Source organism: Variovorax sp. UC74_104 (genome assembly GCF_044055375.1).
Lineage (GTDB): Bacteria > Pseudomonadota > Gammaproteobacteria > Burkholderiales > Burkholderiaceae_C > Variovorax.
Genome location: NZ_CP171978.1, coordinates 4443001 through 4466894 on the forward strand (window position 1 = coordinate 4443001; position 23894 = coordinate 4466894).

At 66.9% G+C, this 23894-nt stretch carries 20 protein-coding genes and 2 pseudogenes; 7 read left to right on the plus strand and 15 right to left on the minus strand.

From position 1 onward, the window contains the following. Nucleotides 1–139: 139 nt before the first annotated feature. The 7 genes from ACHMXA_RS20880 to urtA form a co-directional block, all read right to left on the minus strand. Entirely contained in the window at nucleotides 140–481 is a 342-nt protein-coding gene (locus ACHMXA_RS20880; protein ID WP_132751317.1) for a zinc ribbon domain-containing protein, read from the minus strand. 14 nt (nucleotides 482–495) lie between these two features. Further along, nucleotides 496–1728 (minus strand): formamidase, encoded by a 1233-nt coding sequence (fmdA, locus tag ACHMXA_RS20885; protein WP_176666750.1) that lies wholly within the window; start codon nucleotides 1726–1728, stop codon nucleotides 496–498. Nucleotides 1729–1767: 39 nt separating this feature from the next. Beyond that, nucleotides 1768–2457 carry an urea ABC transporter ATP-binding subunit UrtE gene (gene urtE / locus ACHMXA_RS20890; RefSeq protein WP_093075114.1) on the minus strand — a complete coding sequence of 230 codons (690 nt, stop codon included), beginning with the start codon at nucleotides 2455–2457 and terminating at the stop codon, nucleotides 1768–1770. A gap of 308 nt (nucleotides 2458–2765) precedes the next feature. After that, nucleotides 2766–3509, minus strand: coding sequence for an urea ABC transporter ATP-binding protein UrtD (gene urtD / locus ACHMXA_RS20895; RefSeq protein WP_176666751.1), 744 nt, complete (start codon nucleotides 3507–3509; stop codon nucleotides 2766–2768). A gap of 19 nt (nucleotides 3510–3528) precedes the next feature. Next, nucleotides 3529–4731, minus strand: coding sequence for an urea ABC transporter permease subunit UrtC (gene urtC, locus ACHMXA_RS20900; protein WP_395316293.1), 1203 nt, complete (start codon nucleotides 4729–4731; stop codon nucleotides 3529–3531). Between the two features lie 28 nt (nucleotides 4732–4759). Then, nucleotides 4760–5674 (minus strand): urea ABC transporter permease subunit UrtB, encoded by a 915-nt coding sequence (urtB, locus tag ACHMXA_RS20905; protein ID WP_176666753.1) that lies wholly within the window; start codon nucleotides 5672–5674, stop codon nucleotides 4760–4762. A 77-nt stretch (nucleotides 5675–5751) separates the two neighbouring features. After that, complete coding sequence (gene urtA / locus ACHMXA_RS20910; RefSeq protein WP_176666754.1) at nucleotides 5752–7017, minus strand: urea ABC transporter substrate-binding protein; 1266 nt, start codon at nucleotides 7015–7017, stop codon at nucleotides 5752–5754. A 252-nt stretch (nucleotides 7018–7269) separates the two neighbouring features. Between urtA and ACHMXA_RS20915 the strand changes: the two genes are divergently transcribed. The 3 genes from ACHMXA_RS20915 to ACHMXA_RS20925 all read left to right on the plus strand — a co-directional run bounded on the left by ACHMXA_RS20915 (nucleotide 7270) and on the right by ACHMXA_RS20925 (nucleotide 12406). Continuing rightward, entirely contained in the window at nucleotides 7270–10671 is a 3402-nt protein-coding gene (locus tag ACHMXA_RS20915; RefSeq protein ID WP_256099118.1) for an ATP-binding protein, read from the plus strand. After that, complete coding sequence (locus ACHMXA_RS20920) at nucleotides 10649–11545, plus strand: response regulator (protein WP_395316294.1); 897 nt, start codon at nucleotides 10649–10651, stop codon at nucleotides 11543–11545. Before ACHMXA_RS20915 ends, ACHMXA_RS20920 begins: the two co-directional genes overlap by 23 nt. Before the next feature lie 90 nt (nucleotides 11546–11635). After that, nucleotides 11636–12406, plus strand: coding sequence for a TIGR04325 family methyltransferase (locus tag ACHMXA_RS20925; RefSeq protein ID WP_176666757.1), 771 nt, complete (start codon nucleotides 11636–11638; stop codon nucleotides 12404–12406). A 13-nt stretch (nucleotides 12407–12419) separates the two neighbouring features. Here ACHMXA_RS20925 and ACHMXA_RS20930 read toward each other — a convergent pair whose 3' ends face one another. Then, entirely contained in the window at nucleotides 12420–12545 is a 126-nt protein-coding gene (locus ACHMXA_RS20930; RefSeq protein WP_256099119.1) for a hypothetical protein, read from the minus strand. 172 nt (nucleotides 12546–12717) lie between these two features. On the opposite strand from ACHMXA_RS20930, the gene ACHMXA_RS20935 reads away from it, so the two are divergent. The 4 genes from ACHMXA_RS20935 (at nucleotide 12718) to ACHMXA_RS20950 (ending at nucleotide 15675) form a co-directional block, all read left to right on the plus strand. Further along, entirely contained in the window at nucleotides 12718–13617 is a 900-nt protein-coding gene (locus tag ACHMXA_RS20935) for an SPFH domain-containing protein (RefSeq protein ID WP_176666758.1), read from the plus strand. Between the two features lie 39 nt (nucleotides 13618–13656). Beyond that, nucleotides 13657–13860, plus strand: a complete 204-nt coding sequence (locus ACHMXA_RS20940) for a hypothetical protein (protein ID WP_176666759.1) — start codon at nucleotides 13657–13659, stop codon at nucleotides 13858–13860. Between the two features lie 99 nt (nucleotides 13861–13959). Next, on the plus strand, nucleotides 13960–14811 hold the full coding sequence (locus tag ACHMXA_RS20945) for a substrate-binding domain-containing protein (protein WP_395316295.1): 852 nt from the start codon (nucleotides 13960–13962) through the stop codon (nucleotides 14809–14811). A 117-nt stretch (nucleotides 14812–14928) separates the two neighbouring features. Beyond that, nucleotides 14929–15675 (plus strand): transporter substrate-binding domain-containing protein, encoded by a 747-nt coding sequence (locus tag ACHMXA_RS20950; RefSeq protein ID WP_395316296.1) that lies wholly within the window; start codon nucleotides 14929–14931, stop codon nucleotides 15673–15675. A 10-nt stretch (nucleotides 15676–15685) separates the two neighbouring features. Here the strand turns inward: ACHMXA_RS20950 and ACHMXA_RS20955 are convergent, their stop codons facing one another. From ACHMXA_RS20955 to ACHMXA_RS20985, 7 genes and pseudogenes are all read right to left on the minus strand, one after another. Beyond that, nucleotides 15686–16099 carry a hypothetical protein gene (locus ACHMXA_RS20955; protein WP_176666762.1) on the minus strand — a complete coding sequence of 138 codons (414 nt, stop codon included), beginning with the start codon at nucleotides 16097–16099 and terminating at the stop codon, nucleotides 15686–15688. 73 nt (nucleotides 16100–16172) lie between these two features. Beyond that, nucleotides 16173–18412, minus strand: a pseudogene (locus ACHMXA_RS20960) (M1 family metallopeptidase). A 657-nt stretch (nucleotides 18413–19069) separates the two neighbouring features. Next, nucleotides 19070–20410, minus strand: coding sequence for an MFS transporter (locus ACHMXA_RS20965; protein WP_176666764.1), 1341 nt, complete (start codon nucleotides 20408–20410; stop codon nucleotides 19070–19072). Between the two features lie 36 nt (nucleotides 20411–20446). Continuing rightward, entirely contained in the window at nucleotides 20447–21553 is a 1107-nt protein-coding gene (locus ACHMXA_RS20970; RefSeq protein ID WP_176666765.1) for a porin, read from the minus strand. A gap of 44 nt (nucleotides 21554–21597) precedes the next feature. Beyond that, the gene (locus tag ACHMXA_RS20975) at nucleotides 21598–22566 is read right to left on the minus strand and encodes a PDR/VanB family oxidoreductase (protein WP_176666766.1); all 969 of its coding nucleotides are present in this window, start codon (nucleotides 22564–22566) and stop codon (nucleotides 21598–21600) included. A gap of 16 nt (nucleotides 22567–22582) precedes the next feature. Next, a pseudogene (locus ACHMXA_RS20980) lies at nucleotides 22583–23630 on the minus strand (Rieske 2Fe-2S domain-containing protein). 14 nt (nucleotides 23631–23644) lie between these two features. After that, nucleotides 23645–23869 carry a recombinase-like helix-turn-helix domain-containing protein gene (locus ACHMXA_RS20985; RefSeq protein WP_176666768.1) on the minus strand — a complete coding sequence of 75 codons (225 nt, stop codon included), beginning with the start codon at nucleotides 23867–23869 and terminating at the stop codon, nucleotides 23645–23647. Nucleotides 23870–23894 lie beyond the last annotated feature (25 nt).

The following is a 23894-nucleotide window of genomic DNA, read 5'->3' on the forward strand; positions in this document are numbered from 1 at the left end:
ACGGTTGGTTGGTGAGGAGAAGTTTGATCCTGAATGACCTCGAAAAACGCTCGCAAAACGAACCGCGGCGTTCACGGGATTGAAACAATCAGGGCCTTGAAAAGATGCCCGCCAATGGGGGCAGCCCCAGCAGGCAGCCTCAGTGGCTGATCATCCAGGGGCGCCTCGACGGGGCAGCCTTCGCGCCGTTGGGCGCGGTCACCGTCGCCCCGCGCTTGCCCGAGCCGCAGCACCCGCAGCCCGCCGGATGCCGCAGCCGCGCGTAGTCGCGAGAACTCACTGGCTCGTGCCGCGCGCGCTCGTTGGTCTCGATGGCGCGGCGCGTGCCCGAGGCCATCAGCGCAAGACGCGGCGCGGCAGACAGCACGCGCGGCGATGCGCTGCCGCAGTCGGGGCATGCGGCCGGCTCGTCGCGCAGGCCCGAAGGCCGCAGCGCCTCGAAGCCGCCGCAATGCCCGCAGGCGTAGTCGTAGGTGGGCATGGGCGGGCCTTTCCTCAACGCAGGTCGGGCGACAGCGGCATGCTCACGCTGCCGTCGATGAACTTCACAGGGCCCGATGCATTCGGGTTGATGTCGAAGTCGAAGATGCCCGTGGGCAGCCACAGCGTGGCGCACGAGTTCGGCACGTCGACCACGCCGCTGATGTGGCCCTGCACCGGAGCCGTGCCCAGGATCGAATAGGCCTGCGCGCCCGAGTAGCCGAACTTCTTCAGGTACTCGATCGCGTTCAGGCAGGCCTGGCGGTAGGCCACGTTCACGTCGAGGTAGTGCTGCTTGCCGCTCTCGTCGACCGAAATGCCTTCGAAGATCAGGTAGTCGTTGTACTGCGGCGTGATGGGGCTGGGCTTGAAGATCGGGTTCTTGATGCCGTACTTGGCCATGCCGCCCTTGATGAGCGTGACCTTCATGTGCACCCAGCCGGCCATCTCGATGGCGCCGCAGAAGGTGATCTCGCCGTCGCCCTGGCTGAAGTGCAGGTCGCCCACGCTCAGGCCCGCGCCGTCGACGTACACCGGGAAGAACACCTTCGAGCCGCGCGACAGGTCCTTGATGTCGCAGTTGCCGCCGTGCTCGCGCGGCGGCACGGTGCGTGCGCCTTCCGCAGCGGCCTTCGCCCTCGCCTCGCCGGTCATCTTGCCCATGTGGGCGGTGCCGGCGAAGGGCGGATTGGCCAGGCCAGGCACGCGCTCAGGGTCGGTGGCGATGAGCGCCTTCTCGCGCTCGTTCCACATGTCGAGCATGGGTTTGTCGGGCAGGCAGCCGATGAGGCCGGGGTGGATCAGGCCCGCGAAGTTCACGCCCGGCACGTGCCGCGAGCTGGTGAACATGCCCTTGAAGTCCCAGATCGATTTCTGCGCCTCGGGGAAATGGTCAGTGAGGAAGCCGCCGCCGTTCTTCTTCGAGAAGAAGCCGTTGAAGCCCCAGAGGCTGTCCTGCTTGGCGCCGATGTCCAGCAGGTCGACCACCAGCAGGTCGCCGGGCTCGGCGCCCTTCACGCCCACGGGGCCGGAGAGGTAGTGCACCGTGCTCAGGTCGATGTCGCGCACGTCGTCCGCGCTGTCGTTGTTCTTGATGAAGCCGCCGGTCCAGTCGAAGGTCTCCAGGATGAAGTCGTCGCCCGGGTTGACCCAGCAGGCCATCGGGATGTCCGGATGCCAGCGGTTGTGGATCATCTCGTTCTCGGTGGGCGGCTTGGTCAGGTCGACCTTGATCAGCGTGTCCGTCATTTGCAGTGGCTCCTGGTTGGGTTGTGTTGAACGGAAGAATCAAACGGAGAGATAGGCCTTGATGTGGTCCACGTCGGTCTTGTCGCGCGCCGTCTCGTGCACGAGGCGCCCGCCCTCGATCACGAAGAGCCGGTCGGCCACGTCCATCGCGAAGCTCAGCACCTGCTCTGACACGACGATGGTGATGCCGCGCAGCTTGCGGATCTCGTTGAGCGCCTTGGCGATGTCCTTGATGATCGAAGGCTGGATACCCTCGGTGGGCTCGTCGAGCAGCAGTACCTTGGGGTCGGTGACGAGGGCTCGCGCAATGGCGAGCTGCTGTTGCTGGCCGCCCGAGAGGTTGCCGCCCTTGCGGCTCTTCATGTCCCACAGCACGGGGAACAGCGCATAGATTTCTTCGGGGATGCGGCGGGTCTTAGAGTTCTCCAGGCCCGTCTGGATGTTCTCTTCCACCGTCAGCGTCGGAAAGATCATCCGGCCCTGCGGTACGTAAGCGATGCCCTTGGCGACACGGCGGAAGCTCTCGTCGCGCGACACGTCCTGGCCTGCCACCTCGATGCGCCCGCTCTTCAGCGGCAGCACGCCCATGAGGCTCTTGAACAGCGTGGTCTTGCCCATGCCGTTGCGGCCCATGATGGCGATGGTTTCGTTGGCATGGCCCTCGAAGGAGATGCCGTGCAGGGCCTCGCTCTGGCCGTAGGCTACGTGCAGGTCTTCGACCTTCAGCATGATGTTGCTCATCTCGTTGGACTCTCTTGGGTTGTGTTCGGGGTGCTTGCACAGGCCATCGGGTACTCCCCTCCGCGAATGTCCCCCGGGCTTTGCCCTCCTCCTTTATTTCGCTGCGGGGAGCACCCGACGCCCTGTGCAAGAGGACACGCCGCTGGTGCACGACTGATCAATGACTGCCCCGTCCAACGCTCACGCCGATGGGGTGCCTTGCGCAGCGAAATAAAGGAGGAGGCCGAAGGCCGGGGGACATTCGCGGAGCAAGGTACCCCGTCGGCGTGAGCTCGCCCTGAAAAACGGCAAGCCATCTAGTGCCCCAGATAAACGTCGATGACCTTGGGATCGGCCTGCACCTTCTCCATCGGCCCTTCGGCGAGGATCTTTCCCTGGTGCATCACCGTGACCTTGTGCGCGATCTGCTTCACGAAGGCCATGTCGTGCTCGATGACGATCACCGCACGGTTCTGGCAGATGCGCTTGAGCAGTTCGGCCGTGAGCTCGCGTTCGCGCGCACTCATGCCGGCGATGGGCTCGTCGAGCATCAGGAGCTCGGGCTCCTGCATCAGCAACATGCCGATTTCCAGCCACTGCTTCTGGCCATGGCTCAGCAGGCCGGCCTCGGTGTCGAGGCGGTCGGCAAGGCCGATCTCCTCGGCGACCGACTGCACCCTGGACTTGACCTCGTCGTCGCACTTGAAGGCCAGCGCGCCGAACACCGAGCGCCCTTTCGGGAACGAAACCTCCAGGTTCTGGAAGACGGAAAGGTTCTCGTAGATCGAGGGCGTCTGGAACTTGCGGCCGATGCCCAGTCGCACGCGCTTGTGCTCGGCCATCTTGGTGAGTTCGGTGTTCCTGAACTTGATGCTGCCGGCGCTGGCGCGCGTCTTGCCGCAGATCAGGTCGAGCAGCGTGGTCTTGCCCGCGCCGTTGGGGCCGATGATCACGCGCAGCTCGTTGCGGTCGATGTACAGCGTCAGGTCGTCGATGGCCTTGAAACCGTCGAAGGAGACGGTGAGGTCTTCCACGGCGAGCGCGAAGTCTGTGTTGCTCATGAGGTGGCTCCGCGTGTGTTCAGGCGCGCTGGCTGCCGATGCCTTCGGGCAGCGTGGGCTCGGTCTCTGCTGCGATTGGCGCTGCAGCAGGGGCGGACGCGGCGGGGGCAACCGGCGGCTTCGCCGCCGCGTCGCGTAGCGCCTGGCGGCGCGACTTCCACCACGGGCGGATCTTTTCTTCCCACACGCCGGCGAGCCCCATCGGGAAGGCCATGGTCACGCCGACGAACAGGCCCGCCATCAGGAACAGCCACAGGTCCGGGAAGCTCTCCGAGAACAGCGTCTTGCCTGCATTCACCAGCAGCGCACCGTATACAGCGCCCACCAGGCTCATGCGGCCGCCCACGGCGCAGAAGATCACCATCTCGATGGAGGGCACGATGCCCACGAAGCTCGGCGACATGAAGCCCACCTGCAGCGCGAACATCGCCCCGCCGATGCCCGAGAGCCCCGCGGCCAGGCAGAAGATGAAGACCTTGAAGTTCGACACGTCGTAGCCGGAGAAGCGCACGCGGTCTTCCTTGTCGCGCATCGCCAGCAGCAGCGTGCCGAGCTTGCTGGTCTGGATCCAGCGGCACAGCACGATGCTGCCCACCAGCAGGCCCACGCAGACGTAGTAGAGGATGTACTTGGCGCTGTCGGTGCGGGTGTCCCAGCCCAGCAGGGTCTTCAGGTCGGTCATGCCGTTCACGCCGCCGGTATAGCCCTGCTGGCCGATGATGAGCACGGTGCAGATCAGCGCCACCGCCTGCGTGATGATCGCGAAGTACACGCCGCCCACTCGCCGCTTGAACATCGCGAAGCTCACGAGCCAGGCCAGCGCCATCGGCGCGAGCACCACCAGCGCAAGGCTCAGCGGCAGGCTCTTGAACGGCAGCCACAGCGTGGGCAGCTCGGTGATCTGGTTCCAGTCCATGAAGTCCGGGATGCCGGGCGTGGTCTGGATCTTGGTCGACACCGGGTCGGAAGCCTCGAGCTTGAGGAACATCGCCATCGCATACCCGCCGATGCCGAAGAAAACGCCCTGCCCCAGGCTCAGCACGCCGCCGTAGCCCCACACCATGACGAGGCCCACGGCCACGAAGGCGTAGGTGAGGTACTTGCCCACGAGATTGAGGCGGAAGATGTCGAGCGACAGCGGCAGCACCACCGCGAGCAGCAGCACCAGCAGCAGCAGGCTGCCGAGCTGGTAGCGCTGGATCGAGGCCTTGATGAAATTCATCGGAACGTTCTCCAGGAAGGAATCGGATTCAGCGGCGCACCTTGACTGCAAAGAGGCCTTGCGGGCGCAGCATCAGGATGAAGACGATCAGCGACAGCGTCAGCACCTTGGCCATCGAGCCGGTCATGAAGAACTCCGAGACCGACTGCGTCTGCGCAATGCCGAAGGCCGAGACCACCGTGCCGAACAGGCTGGCCGCGCCGCCGAAGGTGACGACCAGGAAGGCGTCGACGATGTAGAGCGAGCCCGAGGTCGGCCCGGTCGAGCCGATGGTGGTGAAGGCCGCGCCCGCCACGCCTGCAATGCCGCAACCGATGGCGAAGGTGAGGCGGTCGGTCTTCTTGGTGTCGATGCCGGTAGCGTTGGCCATGGTGCGGTTGGCGACGGTGGCGCGCACCCTCAGGCCCCAGCGGCTCTTGTGCAGCGCAATCAGCACGCCGCCCGTGACCAGCGCGGTGAGCGCCAGCACGAACATGCCGTTGATCGGGATGTCCAGCCCCTCGTGCGGCGTCCAAGAGCCCATGAGCCATTCGGGCAGCGTCGGGCTCACCTCCTTCGGGCCGATGAAGGTGCGGAAGATCTGCTGCAGGCCCAGGCTCACGCCCCAGGTGGCCAGCAGCGTGTCGAGCGGGCGCTTGTAGAGGTGGCGTATCAGCACCCACTCCACGATCCAGCCGACGATGAAGGCGAAGACGAAAGCCAGCGCGATGGCGATCGGGAAGTAGTACGGCATGAACTCGGGCGCGAGGCTCTCGGTGACGCGCGCGGCCAGGTAGATCGAGTAGGCGCCGATGGTCATGAACTCGCCATGCGCCATATTGATCACGCCCATCTGGCCGAAGATGATCGCCAGGCCCAGCCCCATCAGCAGCAGCACCGCGAAGAGGCTCAGCCCCGCGAAGCCCTGCATGAGGCCGATGTTCAGCATGTCCGACAGAGTCATGGCGGGAAGTCCGGAAAGTTGGAGTTACCCCCTCTCCCGCTTGCGGGAGAGGGTTGGGGTGAGGGCCGGCGGCCTGCTTACTGGTAGCCCTTCGGGAACGGATCCGGCTTGATCAGCTCGGCCGACTCCGCCACCACCTTGAAGGTGCCGTCCGCCTGCCCCTGCCCGATGCGCGCCTTGCTCCACAGGTGGTGGTTGGCGTCGAGCTTCACGTAGCCTTCGGGCGCGGTCTTCAGCTCGATACCCGGCGAGCCGGCCACGACCTTGTCGACGTCGAAGCTGCCGGCCTTCTCCACCGCGGCCTTCCACAGCCAGGGGCCGAGATAGCCGGCCTGGGTCACGTCGCCGATGACCGCGTCCTTGCCGTACTTGGCCTTGAAGGCTTCCACGAACTTCTTGTTGTTCGCGTTGTCCAGCGTCTGGAAGTACTTCATCGACGAGTAGAAGCCCGCGAAGTTCTCGCCGCCCACGCCGGTCATCTCGTCCTCGGTGACGGCCAGCGTCAGCAGGAACTGCTTGTCGCCGGTGATGCCCGCGGCCTTCAGCTGCTTGTAGAAGGCCACGTTCGAGCCGCCCACCACGGCCGCGAAGATGCAGTCGGGCTTGGCCACCTTGATCTTGTTGATCAGCGAGTTGAAGTTGGTGTGGCCCAGCGGGTAGTACTCCTCGCCCTTGACCGAGCCCTTCTGGAAGTTCTCGATGTGCTTGCGCGCGATCTTCATCGAGGTGCGCGGCCAGATGTAGTCGGAGCCCACCAGGAAGAAGGTCTTGGCCTTCTTCTCCTTCGCGCCCCAGTCCAGGCCCCAGATGATCTGCTGCGTGGCCTCCTGGCCGGTGTAGATCACGTTCTTGCTCTGCTCCAGGCCTTCGTAGAACGTCGGGTAGTACAGCAGGCCGTTCTCCTTCTCGAACACCGGCAGCACAGCCTTGCGCGAGGCGCTGGTCCAGCAGCCGAAGACGGCCGCGACCTTGTCGTTGACCAGCAGCTTCTTCGACTTCTCTGCGAAGGTGGGCCAGTCGGAGGCGCCGTCTTCCTTGATGACCTTGATCTTGCGGCCCAGGATGCCGCCCATGGCGTTGATCTGGTCGATGGCGAGCTGCTCGGCCTGGATGGAGCCGGTCTCCGAGATGGCCATGGTGCCGGTGGACGAATGCAGCTGGCCCACTGTCACCTCGGTGTCGGTCACGGCGAGCTTCGTCGTGTTGACCTTGGCCGTGGGGAACTGGCCCTGGCCGAAGCTCAGGCCGCTGAGGCCCATCACGGGCAGCGCGGCGGCGCCCTGCAGCAGACGGCGGCGGCGCAATGCCATGGCATCGAGGGAAAGATCGGAATCACGCGACATCAGGAAACTCCAGGCAGGTTGTTGGAAAGGAAGGCCGCGCACCATCGCAGTGCATCGGACGGTGCCCCGAGCACCATGGCTGGAACTTTAGAAATCAGTGGCGTATGCGCGAATACGTCATTCAACGTAGCGGCCAGAGCACGCCGTGCCTGCAGACTCGCGAGCCAGAAACCAGTGCAAGCGCGGCGCAAGCACGCAGGGAGCGCTTCTTGCTGTACCCGCGCCATGCCACCGCCGCCGCGAGAACCCCTCATGCAATCCGTCTCCGGACAGAAGATCTTCCGCATCCGCCGCGACTACAACGCCTGGGTCGCGAACGAGACGCTGGAGGACTACGCGCTGCGCTACACGCCGCGCAGCTTCCGCAAGTGGTCGGAGTTCCGCGTCGCCAACGCGGCCTTCGGGGCCACGTCGTTCCTGGCGCTGGAGGCCATCGGCGGGGCCATCGCACTGAGCTACGGCTTCTCGAACGCACTGTGGGCCATCCTGGTGGTCGGGCTCATCACCTTCCTCACGGGCCTGCCGATCTCGTACTACGCGGCGCGCCACGGTGTGGACATGGACCTGCTCACGCGCGGCGCGGGCTTCGGCTACCTGGGCTCCACGCTCACCTCGCTGATCTACGCGAGCTTCACCTTCATCTTCTTCGCGCTGGAGGCGGCCATCCTCGCGCTGGCGCTGCAGATGTACCTCGACTGGCCGCTGTGGCTGCTGTACATGGTGTCGTCGATCGTCATCATCCCGCTGGTGGCGCGGGGCATCACGCTCATTTCGGGGCTGCAGCTGTGGACGCAGCCGATCTGGATCGTGCTGTTCATCTGCCCCTTCGTCGCGGTGCTGGTGAAGAAGCCCGAGCTCTATGCAGACTTCACCGGCCTCGTGGGCCGCACCTCCGACAGCAGCGGCTTCGACCCGCTGATGTTCGGCGCCGCCGCCACAGTCGCCTTCTCGCTGGTGGTGCAGATCGGCGAGCAGGTCGACTACCTGCGCTTCCTGCCCGAGAAAACCGCTGCCAACCGCGTGCGCTGGTGGACGGCGGTGCTGGTCGCCGGGCCGGGCTGGATCGTTCCGGGCATGCTGAAGATGATGGGCGGCGCATTCCTCGCCTTCCTCGCGCTGCAGCACGAGATACCGGCCAACCACGCGGTCGAGCCCACGCAGATGTACCTCACGGGCTTCTCCTACGTGCTGCGCGATCCGGCCTGGGTGCTGGGCATCACGGTGCTGTTCGTGCTGGTGTCGCAGATGAAGATCAACCTGACGAACGCCTATGCGGGCTCGCTGGCATGGTCGAACTTCTTCGCGCGGCTCACGCACAGCCACCCAGGGCGCGTGGTGTGGCTGGTGTTCAACGTGGCCATCGCGATCCTGCTGATGGCGCTGGGCGTGTTCGCCGCGCTGGAGCACGTGCTGGGCTTCTACAGCAACATCGCCATCGCCTGGGTGGGTGCGCTGGTGGCCGACCTGGTCATCAACAAGCCGCTGGGCTGGAGCCCGCGCACCATCGAGTTCAAGCGCGCGCACCTGTACGACATCAACCCGGTGGGGCTGGTGTCGATGCTGGTGGCGGCGGCGCTGGCCATGCTGGCCTACTCCGGCACGCTGGGGCAATGGGCGAAGGCCTTCTCGCCCTTCATCGCGCTGGCCACCGCCATGGCGCTGTCGCCGCTGCTGGCCTGGCGCACGCGCGGGCGCTACTACCTCGCGCGCAACGACATCGAGCGCTGGACGCCGGGCCAGGGCGTGAAGTGCTCGGTGTGCGACAACAGCTTCGAGTCGGAGGACATGGCGCACTGCCCGGCCTACAGCGCGCCGATCTGCTCGCTGTGCTGCACGCTCGAGTCGCGCTGCCACGACCGCTGCAAGACCGATTCGCGCGCGGCCGAGCAGATGAGCGGCTGGCTGCAGGCGCTGCTGCCGCCTGCCCTGTCGGCACGCCTGAACTTCCGCGTGGCGCACTACCTGCTGGTGGCCACGTCGCTCGTCGCGCTGCTGGCCACCGTGGTGGGCGTGGTGTACGCGCAGGAGGCGCTGGCGGGCACCAGCGACCCGGTCATGGCCACGGCCTTCCTGAAGGTGTTCGCGCTGCTTTCCGTGGTGGCCGCGGTGGCCGCCTGGTGGGTGGTGTTGGGCAGCGAGAGCCGGCAGATGGCGCAGGAGGAATCGAACCGCCACAACAACCTGCTGGCGCTGGAGATCGAGGCGCACCGCCGCACCGACGCCGCGCTGCAGACCGCCAAGGAGGCCGCCGAGGCCGCCAACCAGGCCAAGACCCGCTATGTGGCCGGCATGACGCACGAGCTGCGCACGCCGCTCAACAGCATCCTCGGCTACTCGCAGATCCTGCTGAAGGGCGACTCGGTGAAGCCGCCGCGCGAGGCGGTGCAGACCATCCACCGCAGCGGCGAGCACATGCTGGGCCTGATCGACGGCCTGCTCGACCTCGCGCGCATCGAGGCCGGCCGGCTGCAGTTGGAGCCCGCGCCGCTGGCGCTGCCGGCCTTTCTCGACCAGCTCGTGCACATGGTGCGCCCGCAGGCCGAGAACAAGGGCCTGGCCTTCGTCTACACGCACGCGGGCCGGCTGCCGCCATGGGTGCATGCGGATGCGAAGTGGCTGCGGCAGATCCTCATCAACCTGCTGACGAACGCGGTGCGCTTCACCGACAGCGGCACCGTCACGCTGCACGTGGACGCGCGCCGCGAGGTGCTGCGCTTCGACGTGGCCGACACCGGCATCGGCGTGGCGCCGCAGGACCACCAGCGCATCTTCCTGCCCTTCGAGCGCGGCGCGGCCGGCCGCCGGCGCGGCGAGCCGGGCACGGGGCTGGGCCTGACCATCACCGGCCTGCTCACCTCGCTGATGGGCGGCGAGCTCAAGCTTGCATCGACCTCCTCGCAGGGCAGCACCTTCAGCGTGCGCGTGTACCTGCGCGAGGTGGCCGACCCGGGCCCGCAGGCCGGCAAGGCGGGCGCGCTGCGGCAGCCCGTGTCGGGCTACATCGGCGCGCGCCGCACGCTGCTGGTGGTGGACGACCAGCCGGTTCAGCGCCAGATGCTCGCGGGCATGCTCGCGCCGCTGGGCTTCGAGGTACGCGAGGCCGCGAGCGGCACCGAGTGCCTCGACAGCCTGCGCGAGGAGCTGCCATCGGCCATCCTGCTCGACCTGACGATGGACGACATGGACGGCTGGCAGACCGCCGCCTCGGTGCGCGCCTCGGGCTTCGGCGAGATCCCGATCATCATCGTCTCGGCCAACATGTTCGAGAACCAGGCCGAGCGGCTGCGCGCGGCGGGCTGCCAGGCCTTCGTGGGCAAGCCGGTGATCGAGTCGGAGCTCATCGCCACGCTGGAGCGGCACCTGGGCCTCGAATGGCTCACGGCCGGGGACGCCATGGGCCCAGCCGCGACCGACGAGCCGGAAGCGCAGCCGCGCCCGCGCCAGCTCGCCCTTTCCGAAGACGAACGCGCCGAACTCATGCGCCTGGCGCAGATGGGCCACGTGCGCGGCCTGCACACCACGCTCGACCGGCTGGTGGCCGCATCGCCCGCGGCGGCCTCGACCTGCACCTGGCTGCGCGGCATGGTCACGCGCTTCGAACTCGACAAACTCCGCAACGCACTGTCAGAAGATGCAGACACCCTCGCTCCCTGATTCGCCTTCGGCCGAGCGCCCCGTGGTGCTGGTGGTGGACGACGCCCCCAGCAGCCTGGGCATGCTGTGCGACACGCTCGAGGCCAGCGGCTACACCGTGCTGGTCGCGGCCGACGGCGAGGCCGCGCTGCAGCGGCTCGAACTGGTGGTGCCCGACGCGATCCTGCTCGACGGCCTGATGCCCGGGCTCTCCGGCTTCGAGACCTGCAGGCGCATCAAGGCCGATCCCGCGTGGGCACACATTCCGGTGCTCTTCATGACAGGGCTCTCGGAAACCACGCACGTGGTCGAGGGCTTCGAGTGCGGCGGCGTCGACTACGTGGTGAAGCCCATCCGCGCGCAGGAGGTGCTCGCGCGGCTGCACACGCACGCGCGCAACGCGCGCATCACACGCATGGCCCGCGACGCGGTGGACGTGGCGGGCATGGGCGTGGTCTTCGTCGACACGCGCGGGCGCATCGCGTGGCGCTCGCCGCAGGCCGCGCTGTGGCTGCATGCGCTGGAAGAGCCGGTGGCGCCGGGCCTGCTGCCGGCCTCGCTCGAAGCGGCGCTGGTGCCGGGCGCGGCCATTGCCGTCGGAACGGCCACGGGCATGCGGTTGTCGGTGCGCAACCTGGGCGCGGCTGCGCTGGGGGAGACGATGCTGCTCTTCGCCATCCAGCGCGACGGCCCAGCCGCCCGGCTGGCCGACGCGGCCCTCACGCCGCGCGAGACCGAGGTGCTCTCATGGCTCGCCAAGGGCAAGACGAACCGCGACATCGGCGAGATCCTGGGCACCAGCCCGCGCACGGTGAACAAGCACCTGGAGCACATCTTCGAGAAGCTGGGCGTGGAGACGCGGGCAGCGGCGGCGGCGCTGGCCAGCGGTATGTAACCCGCTTGGGGTAACTGCCCCAACGGCACTGGGCTATAGCGCCCGAAAGCGCCGGTTGCGCCCAGAATGGGCCGGCCACCGGAGAAAGAAATGCTGTCCAGCCTTCTGCAGTTTCCGCCGCGCGAAAGTGCCTACAAGCGCAAGTTCCTGAACAACACCGACGAGAACCTCTTCATGGGCTCGTTCGAGAGCTTCGCCGCGGCCGAGGCCGGAGCGCCTTCCAGCAAGGCCGTGGGCTATGCCAACGCCGACGCGGGCGAGCTCTACAGCCCGCAGATCTACTTCTACGACTACCCCGGCCTCTTCTGGCTGGGCCGCTCGATCGACGCGGGCATGACGCGCGTGTTCGACCTGGGCGGGCACGTCGGCATCAAGTACTACGCCTTCCGCCGCGTGCTGAGCTATCCCTCCACACTGCGGTGGACCGTGTGCGACGTGCCCGGCGTGGTCGAGAGCGGCCGCGCGATGGCCGTGAAGCGCGAGGCGACCGAGCAGTTGAGCTTCACCACGGACTACCGCGACGCGAGCGGCTGCGACGTGCTGTACGTGTCCGGCAGCCTGCAGTACCTGCCGGTGCGCATGGACACGATCCTTTCCGAACTTGCGGTGAAGCCCCGGCGCATCGTGATGAACACCACCGCCGTGCACCCCGAGCGCACGATCTACACGCTCAACAGCATCGGCATCGCGGTGTGCCCCTACCGCATCCAGCACCACGACGAGCTGCTGGCCGATCTCTCGCGCTCGGGCTACCGAAAGCGCGACGTGTGGCGCAACGAGGGCAAGCCCATCGAGGTGCCTTTCGTCGAAGGCGGCGACAAGCCCTACTACGCGGGCTGCTGCTTCGACCTGATCGACTGACCGATCCGGTGGATCAGGGAACGACGGCCGGCAGGTTCCGGTCGGCCGTATGGCGCTGCCCTGGCGTCATCGAGTCGTAGAGCTTCGACAGCGCATCGCTCGCCGCCTGCATGCGGCGCGCACGGTCTTGCGCCTGCATCGCGCGCTGCTGGGCGGGCGGCCGGCGAGGTCCCCACACCGCGTGCCGCGCCGTCTCTACCTTGGCGCCTGCACCCAGCGGCGGAAATCCGGCGCATTCGCCAGGACATCGAAAACCTCTTGACTGGCCTCAAAAAGATATTAGAGTGATATCACTTTCAACGGAGGCAGCGATGCAAGAGAAGACCCCCAACATCAACTCGCGACCGGTCCGCAAGGAGCGCCCTTACCGGTCGATCAACGGCTACGGCGTGTCCGCCGTGGCGCTGCTGCTGATCGCCATCGGCGTCTGGGCGATGGTGCAGCGCCTAATGCCGCTGCCCATGAGCATCCTGCTGATCGTGGTCGGCCTCGTGCTGATCCCTGGCCTCTATATGCTGCAGCCCAACGAGGGCATCATCCTCACGCTCTTCGGCCAGTACCAGGGCACCGACCGCTCCGAGGGCCTGCGCTGGACCAACCCGCTGCAAAGCGGCCAGAAGATCTCGCTGCGCGCGCGCAACCTCAACACGCCGCCGCTGAAGGTGAACGACAAGCGCGGCAACCCGGTGGAGATCGGCGCGGCGGTGATCTGGCGGGTCTACGACACGGCGCAGGCCGTCTTCGAGATCGACGACTACAACAAGTTCGTCGCCATCCAGTCCGAGGCCGCCATCCGCCATCTCGCCACCCTCTACGCCTACGACAGCGGCGACGACCTGCCCAGCGACGAAACCACGCTGCGCGCCGGCCTCGACACCGTGGCCGATGCCCTCCGGGACGACCTGAACCGCCGCTTCGCCAGCGCGGGCGTCGAGGTGCTCGACGCCAAGCTCACGCACCTGGCGTACGCCCCCGAGATCGCACAGGTGATGCTGCGCCGCCAGCAGGCGGTGGCCATCGTGAGCGCGCGGCACCAGATCGTGTCGGGTGCGGTCGGCATGGTCGAGGCGGCGCTCAAGGGCCTGTCGGAGCGCAACCTCGTCGTGCTCGACGACGAGCGCAAGGCCTCGATGGTGTCGAACCTGCTGGTGGTGCTGTGCTCCGACCGCGAGACGCAGCCCGTGGTGAACACCGGTACGCTCTACACCTGAGGCGCGAACCGTACCCGCCCTCCGATCCGTACCCACCCGATGGCCAGTCCCGGCAAGAAAGCCTACCCCCTGCGCATCGATCCGGCCCTGTGGGCCGAGATCGAGCGCCTTGCCGCGCAGGAGCTTCGCAGTGCGAACGCGCAGGTCGAGTTCCTGCTGCGCGAGGGGCTGGCCCGGCGCGGGCGGCTGCCGGCCGCGGATGCAGGCAAGAGCACGCCCGACGAGCCACCGGCGTCTCAGTGATAACCCCGACTTCGCTGAAGGCCGAATGACAGCCCCGGCTTCTACGATGACAGCGGCAAACGGCAACCGCGCCGCAACCTTCTTCCTCCTGGAGACATCGTGACGAAGCCCTTCGAGACCCGCTCTTCCTTCCCCACTTCCATCGGCGCCCTCACCCGCCGCGCCGCGCTTCCGCTGGTCGCGGCCCTCGCGCTCGCAGGCTGCGGCAGCCTCGGCACCAGCAGCAGCAAGCCCGCGGGCGGCGCCGACATCCACGTCATGACCTCCGGCGGCTTCACCGCCGCCTACAACGACCTGCGCCCCGAGTTCGAGCGCAGCACCGGCCGCAGCGTGAAGACAGCCTACGGCGCCTCGATGGGCAACGCCGAAGACTCCATTCCCAGCCGCCTCGCCCGCAACGAGCCCGCCGACGTGGTGATCCTCGCGCGCCCCGCGCTCGACGCGCTGGTGGCCGAGGGCAAGGTGGTGCCGGGCAGCCAGGTCGACCTGGTGCGCTCCGCCATCGGCTTCGCGGTGCGCAAGGGCGCGCCCAAGCCCGACATCAGCACCGTCGACGCGCTCAAGCGCACGCTGATCGCCGCGCCGTCGATCGCCTACTCGGCCAGCGCGAGCGGCACCTACTACGAGACCGAGCTGCTCAAGAAGCTGGGCATCGAGGATCAGGTCAAGCCCAAGAGCAAGCGCATCCTGAGCGAGCGCGTCGGCACGGTGGTGGCGCGCGGCGACGCGGCGCTGGGCCTGCAGCAGGTCAGCGAACTGCTGCCCATCGCCGGCATCGACTACATCGGGCCGCTGCCTGCCGAGGTGCAGCGCGTGACGGTGTTCTCCGCCGGCATCGCCACCGCCTCGAAGCAGCCCGACGCGGCGCGGCAGCTGATCCGCTACCTCAACTCGCCCGCTGCAGCGCCCACCATCGCCAAGACCGGGCTGGAACCGCTGACGGCGCGCTGAGGGCGCAACGTCAGAACCGCTTGGGCCGCTGGGTTGGCTCGGGATCGTGACGCCGGCCTGGTCCCGAGGGGCGCCCCGTAAACTGGCGGCCATCTCCATCCATCGATGCCGAACGCCATGACACAGCAGCCGACGATCACGCCCGCCCTCGTTTCCGCCTTCGCGCCCGGCGGCACGCTGCGCGCCTCGATCAACCTGGGCAACCCGATCCTGGCCAACAGGGACGCGGCCACCGGCGAGCCGGTGGGCGTGTCCATCGACCTGGCCCGCGAGTTCGCGCGGCGCCTGGGCGTGGGCATCGAGCTGGTGGTGTTCGAGAAGGCCGCCGCATCGGTGGACGCGGTGAAGAACGAGAAGGCCGACATCGGCTTCTTCGCCATCGACCCGGCGCGCAGCGAGGGGCTGCTCTTCACCGCGCCCTACGTGCTGATCGAGGGCAGCTACCTCGTGCCCGAAGCCTCTGCTCTCACCGACAACGCACAGGTCGATGCAAAGGACAACCGCATCTCGGTGGGCTCCGGCAGCGCCTACGACCTGTTCCTCACGCGCGAGATCAAGTCAGCCGAAATCGTGCGCCTGCAGGGCGCGGGGCCCGCACTGGCTGCATTGCGCTCCGGCGAGGTCGAGGTGGCGGCCGGCATCCGCCAGCTGCTCGAAGGCGAGGCGCAGCGCGCACCCGGCGTGCGCGTGCTGCCGGGGCGCTTCATGGTGATCCAGCAGGCCATGGGCACGCCCGCGAGCCGCGGCGCCGAGGCGCAGGCGCTGCTCGCGGCCTTCGTCGAGGAGATGAAGGCCAGCGGCTTCGTGGCCGATGCACTGAAGCGCCACCGCATCGAGGGCGCGAGCGTGGCGCCCGCGGCCTGAGCCTTCAGGCTCAGAGCTTGTAAGCCTCCACCGGCCCGCGCGAATAGAACAGGAAGTAGCCGGTCGAGGTCTGGAAGCCGTTCTTCTGCCAACCCGCCGGCACCTTGAAGATGCCGAGCTGCTCGCTCGCCACGCCGACGAAGGCGGTGTTCTCCTTGTCGGTGGTGATGCGGCTCCAGTGCTCGCGCGTCACGGGCTTCAGTGTCATCTTCGGCTCGCTCCATTCGGCCGTGCGAACCTTGTCGCGCATCACGTAGGCGTCGCCCTGCTTCTCGATCTTGATGAGCTCCTTGAGCGCGCCGTTCTGCTTCACGGCGTAGGTGCCGACCAGTTCGGCCTCGGGTGCGCCGCCGCTGTTCGCGCCGCAGGCGGCGAGCAGCAATGCCGACGCGCCTGCGGCCAGCCATTTCAGTGCTGTGTTCATGGTGATCCTTTGTCGAAGTGGCGCGCGCCGCCTTTTTCCCGAAGGCGGCGCGCGCCGGTTCAGGCGATGCCGCTCAGCGCTTCTCGTTGTCGCGCAGCTTCAGGCTGCCCTGGAAGCGCAGCGCGTGCGGGTACGACTCCTTCTCCTCGCCGGTGGCCACCGCCACCATCTTCTGCTCGCTCACCTGCGTCTTCGCGAGCAGCGGCGCCGGCAGGTTCAGCACGCCCTTGATCTGGTCGTACTGCGCCTGCGTGATGCGGCCCACGCCCAGCAGCCGGAACGCATCGCGCTCGATGTTCAGCAAGAGCGGCTTGTTGCCCGCGAAATTCTGCGCCTTGGCCAGCAGCGCGCTCCAGGACTGGGCGCTGTAGTTGCTCACGTAGTAGTCCTGCCCGGTCGGCCCGGCCAGCACCGCGGTGCAACCGGGCAGCTCCACTTGCGTGCTGTTGCCCGACATCACGAAGGTCTTGCGCTGCTCCATCGAGTCGCCGTAGGCCAGCGTCACGGGAATGGTCCACGTCGATGCCGGGTACAGGTTCTGGTTGGGGAAGGCCTCCTGCGTGATGTTCACGTAGGTGCTGTTGCCCGCGCACTGCGCGTCCACCGTGAGCAGCGGAATGCCGGTCTGGCGGATCAGGCTGTCGCCGATCTCGCTCACCTTCTTGCCGTTGCTCGCCTTCTCCAGCGAGCTCCACAGGCGCGAAGGCGTGACGTTGCCGAAGGCGTAGTCCTTCAGGTAGATGCGCAGGCCCTTCTGCATCGCCTCCTCGCCGATGTAGTTCTGGATGGTCTCCAGCACGTGGCTGCCCTTGTTGTAGACGAAGATCGACGGGCTGATGAAGCCGAACGAGCCCGCGTCGTTGAGGTTGCGCTGCACCGGCACGGCCGTGTTCTTCAGGTCGGCGACGATCACGTTGTGCTTGTCGAGCACGTAGTCGGAGAAGCTGTAGTACTCGGGGTGGAACTTGATCGTGGTGCGCCTTTCGAACCAGCGCGCGAACGACTCGTTGAGCCACACGTTGTCCCACCAGTCGAGCGTGACCAGGTCACCGAACCACTGGTGCGCCACCTCGTGCGTCACCACCGTCACCGAGTACAGCGTGGGCGTGTCGCCCGGCTTGGTGAGCACCGAGTCCGCGAACTCGAAGATCGAGCCCCAGTTCTCCATGCCGCCGAAACCGGTGTTGGGCTTGTTGTCGTAGCTGTCGTTGGCCGCGACGGTGTCGAACTTCTTGAACGGCAGCGGAATGCCCGTGTAGTTGTAGTAATAGTCCATCGACACCTTGGTCCACTCCATCGCGAACTTCGCCCAGTCGGAGCGGCCCGGCGGCGTGAACCAGCGCAGCGGCATCTCGCTGCCGTCCAGCGGGTTCTTGAACTTGTCGGCCAGGATGTCGAACTTGCCGCCGCCGAAGAAGGTCAGGTACATCGGCATGGAGGGCGTCTTCTCGAAGGCCACGCGCTGGTAGCCGTCGGGCAGTTTGGTCGCTTCGGTCTGCGCGCCGTTGGACACCGTCTTCCAGTCGCCCGGCACCTCGGCGGAAATTTCGAAGGTATGGCGGAAGGCCGGCTCGTCCCATCCCGGGAACCACTGCCGCGCGTAGTTGGTTTCGCCCTGCGTCACGATGGCATCGCTGCTCACGCCTTCAGGCGTGGAGAGGCCCACCTTGAAGATGCCGGTGGCGGCCGAGCAGAACGGGTTGCGCGCCACCTCGGCGGGCGGGCAGTACTCGGCATCGGAGAACTGGATCTTGCCGTCCACTCCATGTGCAGCAGGTACTTGCCCTTGGCGATCTGGCCGTCGTTCAGGCGCAGCTGCACGAAGTCGCCCAGCGTCTGCGGCGTGGGAATCAGCGGGATCGCCTCCGAGGGATTCGACACCTTGCGCAGCGTGGTGCGGCCCTTCGCGAAATTCAGGTTGTGTGCGGCGACGACGATGGCATCGACCGGCTTGAGCACTTCGATCTCCACATCGCCGCGGCCCACGAAGGTCTTGAGCGCGGCATCGGGTCGGAACCACAGCTTGTAGTTGCTGGGCCAGACGGTGTCGGGCAGCTCCATCGGCTTTGCAGAGCGGTCGACGGCGGCGACCGCATTGTTCGCCGAGTTGGGTACTCCATCGTCCGGCGCCTTGGCGGAGGGATCGGACACGGGAGCGGAAACGACCTGGTCCGAAGGTGCGTTGAGGCCAACGCCTCCACCGCCCAACGAAGAACCACCACTGTCTCCGCCGCCGCCACAAGCCGTGAGAACGGCAAGGGTCACTGCGGTGATGGCAAGATGATTGACCACGGGTGTATTGAATCTTTTCATGATCGCCTCTGAGTACTCTTGGTAAGAAGAAACATGCGCCGGCTTCGCAGCCGCCGGCGGATAGCCGGCGATGCACAAGACGCGCGCGGTGATGAGTGAGATGAACAACGGGGGAATCGGGAAGAAACGGGCAACACAAGGCCCTCCCGGCGAACTCATTCGTTCGTCAGGACCACACAGTCATGCAGGGACACACCGCGCACGAAGCGGCGGTCCCAGGATGCGAGGCGTAAGAGGTTCCATTCCCGGCAATCGCGGGGTGATGGGATGCGGAGGCGGGGCTTGTAGCGCGAAGGCCTTCGTCAGTGCATGCGCATCGTCGGCGCAGCATGCTCCCGCGAAGCGGGAACGGTGCGAACCGTGTTGGCGATGGCAAGACTTGCTGCGGCTCTTGTCGTTGATTTCACGCGCATTCCCTCGTCCATTGATGTCACACAGTTGTAGCTGATGGGCGCTGCGTGCTCAACGAATCGCGGAACTTTTCCTTCTCAAAATGTTCGCGCGCGATAGGCCGAATGGCGTCATGGCACGCGATGCATGCCATGCAATACGAAGATGGTTCAGCCGCCGAAACACCTGCTCACGCAGATGACGGAAATCGGGCCACCGCACTGTGACCCGACCACGACAGTACGAAGGTACAAGCCTTCGAAAAGCCTATGAAAGCTGTGAACCAGAGACTGTGTGCGCACTGCGCGAGCGGTCGCGCAGCCACAGCATGAAGCCGCAGACGAACACGACGACCTGCGTGCCGATCAGCAGCGCGAAGCCCGCGAAGAAGCCCGAGGCCGACGAAGCCGCTGCCGCAGGGCCGGCACCGGCCCCATGCGACATCGCACCGATCACGCCGCCCATCAGCGCGGGCATGAAGCCCGCCACCAGGCTGCCCACGCCGTTGGTCACGCCGAATGCACTGGCCGTGTGCTCAGCGCGCGAGCAGTACTGCACCGTGCTCGGAATGGCCGGGCTCTGCAGGCCCCAGAAGAAGTTGGCCGCCACCAGGCAGCATGCGGCCGCGTAGGGGTCGCGCGCGTTGATGGCCATCAGCACCGACAGCGCCACGCCCACGCTCGCGCCCATGAAGATGAAGGGCACGCGCTCGCGGCCCACCTTGTCGATGAGCACGCCGCCCACGAACACCGCGAGCACGGTGGCGTACTGCGACAGCGAGGCCAGCCAGCCCATCTCGCGCATCGAGAAGCCGCGCGCCTCGCGCAGGTAGGTCGGCAGCCAATTGCTGCTGCCCCAGAGGTAAGCCAGCGCGGCGGAGGTCAGCAGCGTGATGAGGAACAGGTGCCGCGTCTGCAGCGCGCCCTTCACGATGCCGCCCACGCGCGACATCGCCTCGCCGAAGGAAGATGGCTTCACGCCGTCGGCGTGCCCCGGCGGCATGCGCACGAAGGCCAGCACCAGGGGAATGCCCAGCACGATGTTCATGACGCCGAGCACGTGGAAGGAGCTGTCCCACGCGAACTGCGTGAGCAGCCAGCCGACGAGCGGATAGCCGATGGCCAGCCCCAGGCCCGTGCCCATGTTGACGAAGGCATTGGGCTTGCCGTTCTCGTCGCTGCGGAAGTGCGCCTTGATGTACGCGGACGCCAGCGAGAAGAGCGGCCCTTCCGACACGCCCAGCAGCACGCGGGAGGCCAGCAGCAGGCCGTAGCTGTGGAACATCGGCGAGGCCCACGTCACCACGCCCCAGAGGATCAGCCCGTAGACCAGGCTGCGCCGCACGCCGAAGAGCGCCGAGCAGAACGGCGTGAGCACGAAGGCCGACACGCCGTAGCCCAGCATGAAGGCCGTCGCCAGGAAGCCCTGGCTCACGCGGTCGGTCGCCGCGAGGCCCACATGGTTCAGGAACGCCGCGTCCGTGATGAGCACGGCGATGTTGATGCGGTCCACGTAGGAGATCGCGACGATCACGAACAGCGTGATGACGCCGTACCAACGAAAGCTCTTGCTGCTACTGCTGTTGTTGTCGCTGTTGCTGTTCTGCATGACCTGTCCTGCCGGTATGGGGGTGTTGGCGCGCGCCTAGAACATGTGGCGCATGCCGAACTCGGTGCCGCTGGAGGCACGGTTCGGCGCGGTGATCGCGCCCGAGAGGGCCTGCGATGCACCGTTGCTGTTGCTGATGCGCGCGATGGTGGCGTAGAGCGCCGTGCGCTTCGAGAGGTTGTGCACGTAGCCGATGGCGAGCTTCGACGAAGTGGGCTTCAGCAGCGCACCGGCCGGCTCCAGCCGGTAGCGCGCATATGAGGCCTTGATCTCGCCGGGCCCGATGGGCAATTGGAAGCCGACCAGCACGCCCCTGGCATCGGTGCTGCCCTTCGACTCCTTGTACAGCTCGCTCGTGAGCTTGAGGTTCATGAGCGAGGCGTCGAAGGTGTAGGAGGCGCCGAGGTTGGTCACGCGCAGGTCGCCGCTCGCATAGCGCGTGCGGCCGGTGGCCAGCGCGATGTTGAGCCCGCCGCCCTGGTAGCCGAAGCGCGCGCCGGTGTGGTCGCCGTCGTGCCTGTTCGATACCTTCGTGCCCGGCAGCACCGCGTTCGAGTCGTTCTCGCCCATGGCGTACATCACCTGGCCGTAGAAGCCGCCGAGGTCGGCCGGCAGCAGGTAGCCGATGCTGTTCGACGCGCGCGTTCCGGTGGGCGCGACCAGGCCGCCCAGGCCCGAGAAGTAGATCTGGTTGGCGCCGATGCCGCCGCCCGTGCCGAAGGGATCGAAGATGGCGGTGTTCCAGAAGGCCGGCACGTAGTCGCGGCCGAGCCGCACCTCGCCGAAGGGACCCGCGAGGCTCACGGTGGAGCGGCGGTTGAAGCTCAACACTCCTGCTGTTCCGTTGCCGCTGGCCTGGTTGTTCGAGTTCGACGGAAAGCCCTGCGCGCTGTCGTTCTGCAGGCCCATCTCCATCCAGAAGTTGGCCGAGTAGCCGCCACCAAGGTCTTCCGTGCCCCGAAAGCCCAGGCGGCTGAACATGTTGCCGCTGTTGGTCAGCTGCGTCTTGCTGGCCGAACCCGGGCCGCTGCCCTTGGTGTAGGTGACGGCTGCATCGACCACGCCGAAGAGCGTGAGGGAAGATTGGGCCAGCGCTCCGCCAGCCCCGCTGGCCGCAGCCAGCGCGATCAGGTACTTTTTCATTGAGTTGTCTCGGGTAGTTTTCTTCTGTCGGCCGGTGGCCCCGTTCAGATGTCGAGCACCAGCCGCGCGCCCTTGCAGCGCGAGACGCAGATCATCATGGTCTTGTTCGACGCACGTTCGATCTTGGTGAGGATGCCGTCGTGGTGGTCGATCTCGCCTTCGAGCACCGCCGTCTCGCAGGCGCCGCACACGCCTTCCTTGCAGCTGTGGTCGGGGTTGAGGCCGGCGTCGATCAGGCTGTCGAGGATCGACTTGCCCGCCGGCACCTCCACGCTCCTGCCGCTCTTGGCGCACTCCACCACGCAGGCCTGCGAGGCGGCGCCCGCCTCTACCTGCACGGCGGCAAAGCGCTCGATGTGCGCGTTGGCATAGCCCAGCTGCTCGCAGCTCTTCTCGAAGGCATCGAGCATCGGCGTGGGGCCGCAGCAGTAGTAGTGGCTGGAGGCGCCCTTGCCCGCCAGCAGCCCGACCAGATTGGGCGGCGCGCCCTTCTCGTCGTCGAAGTGCCAGGTCAGCTGCACCGACTTCTCTTTCGCGAGCGCCTCTATGGCGTCGCAGAAGGCGGCCTCCTTGCGGGTGCGCGCGCAATAGACGATCTCCACCGGCTTGCCGATGGCCACCAGCCGCTGCAGCATGCACCAGATGGGCGTGACGCCGATGCCGCCTGCCACGAGCACCGAGCGCTCAGCGCCCTCTTCCAGCCTGAAGTTGTTGCGCGGGGCCGAGATGGGCAGCGTCATGCCCACGCGCAGCTGCTGGTGCACGTAGCGCGAGCCGCCGCGGCTCTTGCGGTCGTTGAGCACGCCCACCACGTAGCGCTGGCGGTCGCTCGACGGGTTGCACAGCGAGTAGCTGCGCACCAGCCCGTTGGGCAGGTGCAGGTCGATGTGGGAGCCGGCCTCGAAGGCGGGGAAGTCCACCGCGGGCGTGGCCGGCCGGAACTCGACGCTCACGATGCCGTCGGCCTCGTAGCGCATGGTGTGCACGAGGGCGTTGAGCGTGGGAGAAGACATGGCGATCGCTTCCCCGTCAGGCCGTGGCGGCTTCGCCTGCCTCGGCCAGCTGCGCAACGGCCAGGGTGCGCATGTGGCGGCGCAGGCGGACGATGCCCAGGTCGTGCTGGTACAGGTTCTCGTGCTGGTTGGCGTCGGGCTCCATCTCTTCGAGCATCACGCGGTCCTGCTCCAGCACGTGCCAGTGGCGCGCCTCGAGGCGGTTCTTGTACAGGAAGCGCCAGGTGTCGCGCTGCCAGCCCGGCTGCAGCTTGCGCACGCGCCAGAAGAAGGTGGCCGTCATGCCCTTCACGATGGGCGAGAAGGCGCCGATGATGATGAAGTTGCCGCCGGGGCCGCCGGTCTTCGGATACGGAATTTCGAGGCGCATCCAGTGGATGCCGGTGTCGGCCCACTCGGTCCAGTCGAAGTTGACGTTGCGCTGGCCTTCCTTCTCGAAGACGAAGCCGATGTCGGTCTGGCGGATGCCGAACTTGGCGCTCGAATCGCCCTCGGCCATCGAGTGCGACTGCTTGTGCAGGTAGGTGCCGTGCATCGGGTCCATCACGTTGTCGAGCACGTAGCGGTAGTCGCCCTTCCACTCGGTGTAGCAGAGGAAGCTGCTGTACTCGGCGTCGTCGGTGAGCTGCTCGGGCAGCACCAGCGGCGGCGGCACGTCGACCGGCTCCTTCGAGTTGTAGAGGAACACCGCGCCGGCGCGCTCCTGCACGTGGAAGTGCATCGTGGCCTTCGAGCCCTCGAGCTTGCAGCCGGGGCTGCCGGGCACGCGCGTGACGACGCCATCGTGGCGCACTTCGACGCCGTGGTACGGGCAAGAGAGCCGGTCGCCCAGCACCACGCCCTGAGACAGCGGCGCGCCGCGGTGCGGGCAGCGGTCTTCCAGCGCGTGCAGCACGCCCTCGCCGTCGCGCCACAGCGCGAGCTTGCGGCCGAGGCGGCGCAGGGAGATGGGGTTCTCCTTGATGAAGTGCGAGGGGCAGATGGGGTACCAGAGGTCCTTCAGGCCGATCTTCGAGCAGGTGGTCGACCGGATCAACGGGAACGGGTTGGATGGCGATGGTCATGATGTTCGTTCCTCTCAGGCCGCCAGCGCAGCCATCTCCTTGCGATACAGCTCCTCGGTCCACTGCTGGCCGCCCGGCGTGGCGAGGCCGCTGTCGTTCAGGCGCTGCACCAGGCCCGGTAGGTCGTGGATGCCGTCGGCGAAGGCGCGCTCGATCACGTCGCCCAGCAGGTCTTCGTAGGTGGTCGCGGGGCGCCGGCGCGCCTGGTGCGGTTGCAGGTAGCGGTCTTGGTTTTGCATCGTGAGCCTCCGTGGGGCGGAATGA

What these genes read in the sequence shown, in the direction of transcription:
- ACHMXA_RS20880 (WP_132751317.1), bottom strand. Translation starts at nt 481, where the DNA reads ATGCCCACCTACGACTACGCCTGCGGGCATTGCGGCGGCTTCGAGGCG.
- fmdA (WP_176666750.1), bottom strand. Translation starts at nt 1,728, where the DNA reads ATGACGGACACGCTGATCAAGGTCGACCTGACCAAGCCGCCCACCGAG.
- urtE (WP_093075114.1), bottom strand. Translation starts at nt 2,457, where the DNA reads ATGCTGAAGGTCGAAGACCTGCACGTAGCCTACGGCCAGAGCGAGGCC.
- urtD (WP_176666751.1), bottom strand. Translation starts at nt 3,509, where the DNA reads ATGAGCAACACAGACTTCGCGCTCGCCGTGGAAGACCTCACCGTCTCC.
- urtC (WP_395316293.1), bottom strand. Translation starts at nt 4,731, where the DNA reads ATGAATTTCATCAAGGCCTCGATCCAGCGCTACCAGCTCGGCAGCCTG.
- urtB (WP_176666753.1), bottom strand. Translation starts at nt 5,674, where the DNA reads ATGACTCTGTCGGACATGCTGAACATCGGCCTCATGCAGGGCTTCGCG.
- urtA (WP_176666754.1), bottom strand. Translation starts at nt 7,017, where the DNA reads ATGTCGCGTGATTCCGATCTTTCCCTCGATGCCATGGCATTGCGCCGC.
- ACHMXA_RS20915 (WP_256099118.1), top strand. Translation starts at nt 7,270, where the DNA reads ATGCAATCCGTCTCCGGACAGAAGATCTTCCGCATCCGCCGCGACTAC.
- ACHMXA_RS20920 (WP_395316294.1), top strand. Translation starts at nt 10,649, where the DNA reads ATGCAGACACCCTCGCTCCCTGATTCGCCTTCGGCCGAGCGCCCCGTG.
- ACHMXA_RS20925 (WP_176666757.1), top strand. Translation starts at nt 11,636, where the DNA reads ATGCTGTCCAGCCTTCTGCAGTTTCCGCCGCGCGAAAGTGCCTACAAG.
- ACHMXA_RS20930 (WP_256099119.1), bottom strand. Translation starts at nt 12,545, where the DNA reads ATGCAGGCGCAAGACCGTGCGCGCCGCATGCAGGCGGCGAGCGATGCG.
- ACHMXA_RS20935 (WP_176666758.1), top strand. Translation starts at nt 12,718, where the DNA reads ATGCAAGAGAAGACCCCCAACATCAACTCGCGACCGGTCCGCAAGGAG.
- ACHMXA_RS20940 (WP_176666759.1), top strand. Translation starts at nt 13,657, where the DNA reads ATGGCCAGTCCCGGCAAGAAAGCCTACCCCCTGCGCATCGATCCGGCC.
- ACHMXA_RS20950 (WP_395316296.1), top strand. Translation starts at nt 14,929, where the DNA reads ATGACACAGCAGCCGACGATCACGCCCGCCCTCGTTTCCGCCTTCGCG.
- ACHMXA_RS20955 (WP_176666762.1), bottom strand. Translation starts at nt 16,099, where the DNA reads ATGAACACAGCACTGAAATGGCTGGCCGCAGGCGCGTCGGCATTGCTG.
- ACHMXA_RS20965 (WP_176666764.1), bottom strand. Translation starts at nt 20,410, where the DNA reads ATGCAGAACAGCAACAGCGACAACAACAGCAGTAGCAGCAAGAGCTTT.
- ACHMXA_RS20970 (WP_176666765.1), bottom strand. Translation starts at nt 21,553, where the DNA reads ATGAAAAAGTACCTGATCGCGCTGGCTGCGGCCAGCGGGGCTGGCGGA.
- ACHMXA_RS20975 (WP_176666766.1), bottom strand. Translation starts at nt 22,566, where the DNA reads ATGTCTTCTCCCACGCTCAACGCCCTCGTGCACACCATGCGCTACGAG.
- ACHMXA_RS20985 (WP_176666768.1), bottom strand. Translation starts at nt 23,869, where the DNA reads ATGCAAAACCAAGACCGCTACCTGCAACCGCACCAGGCGCGCCGGCGC.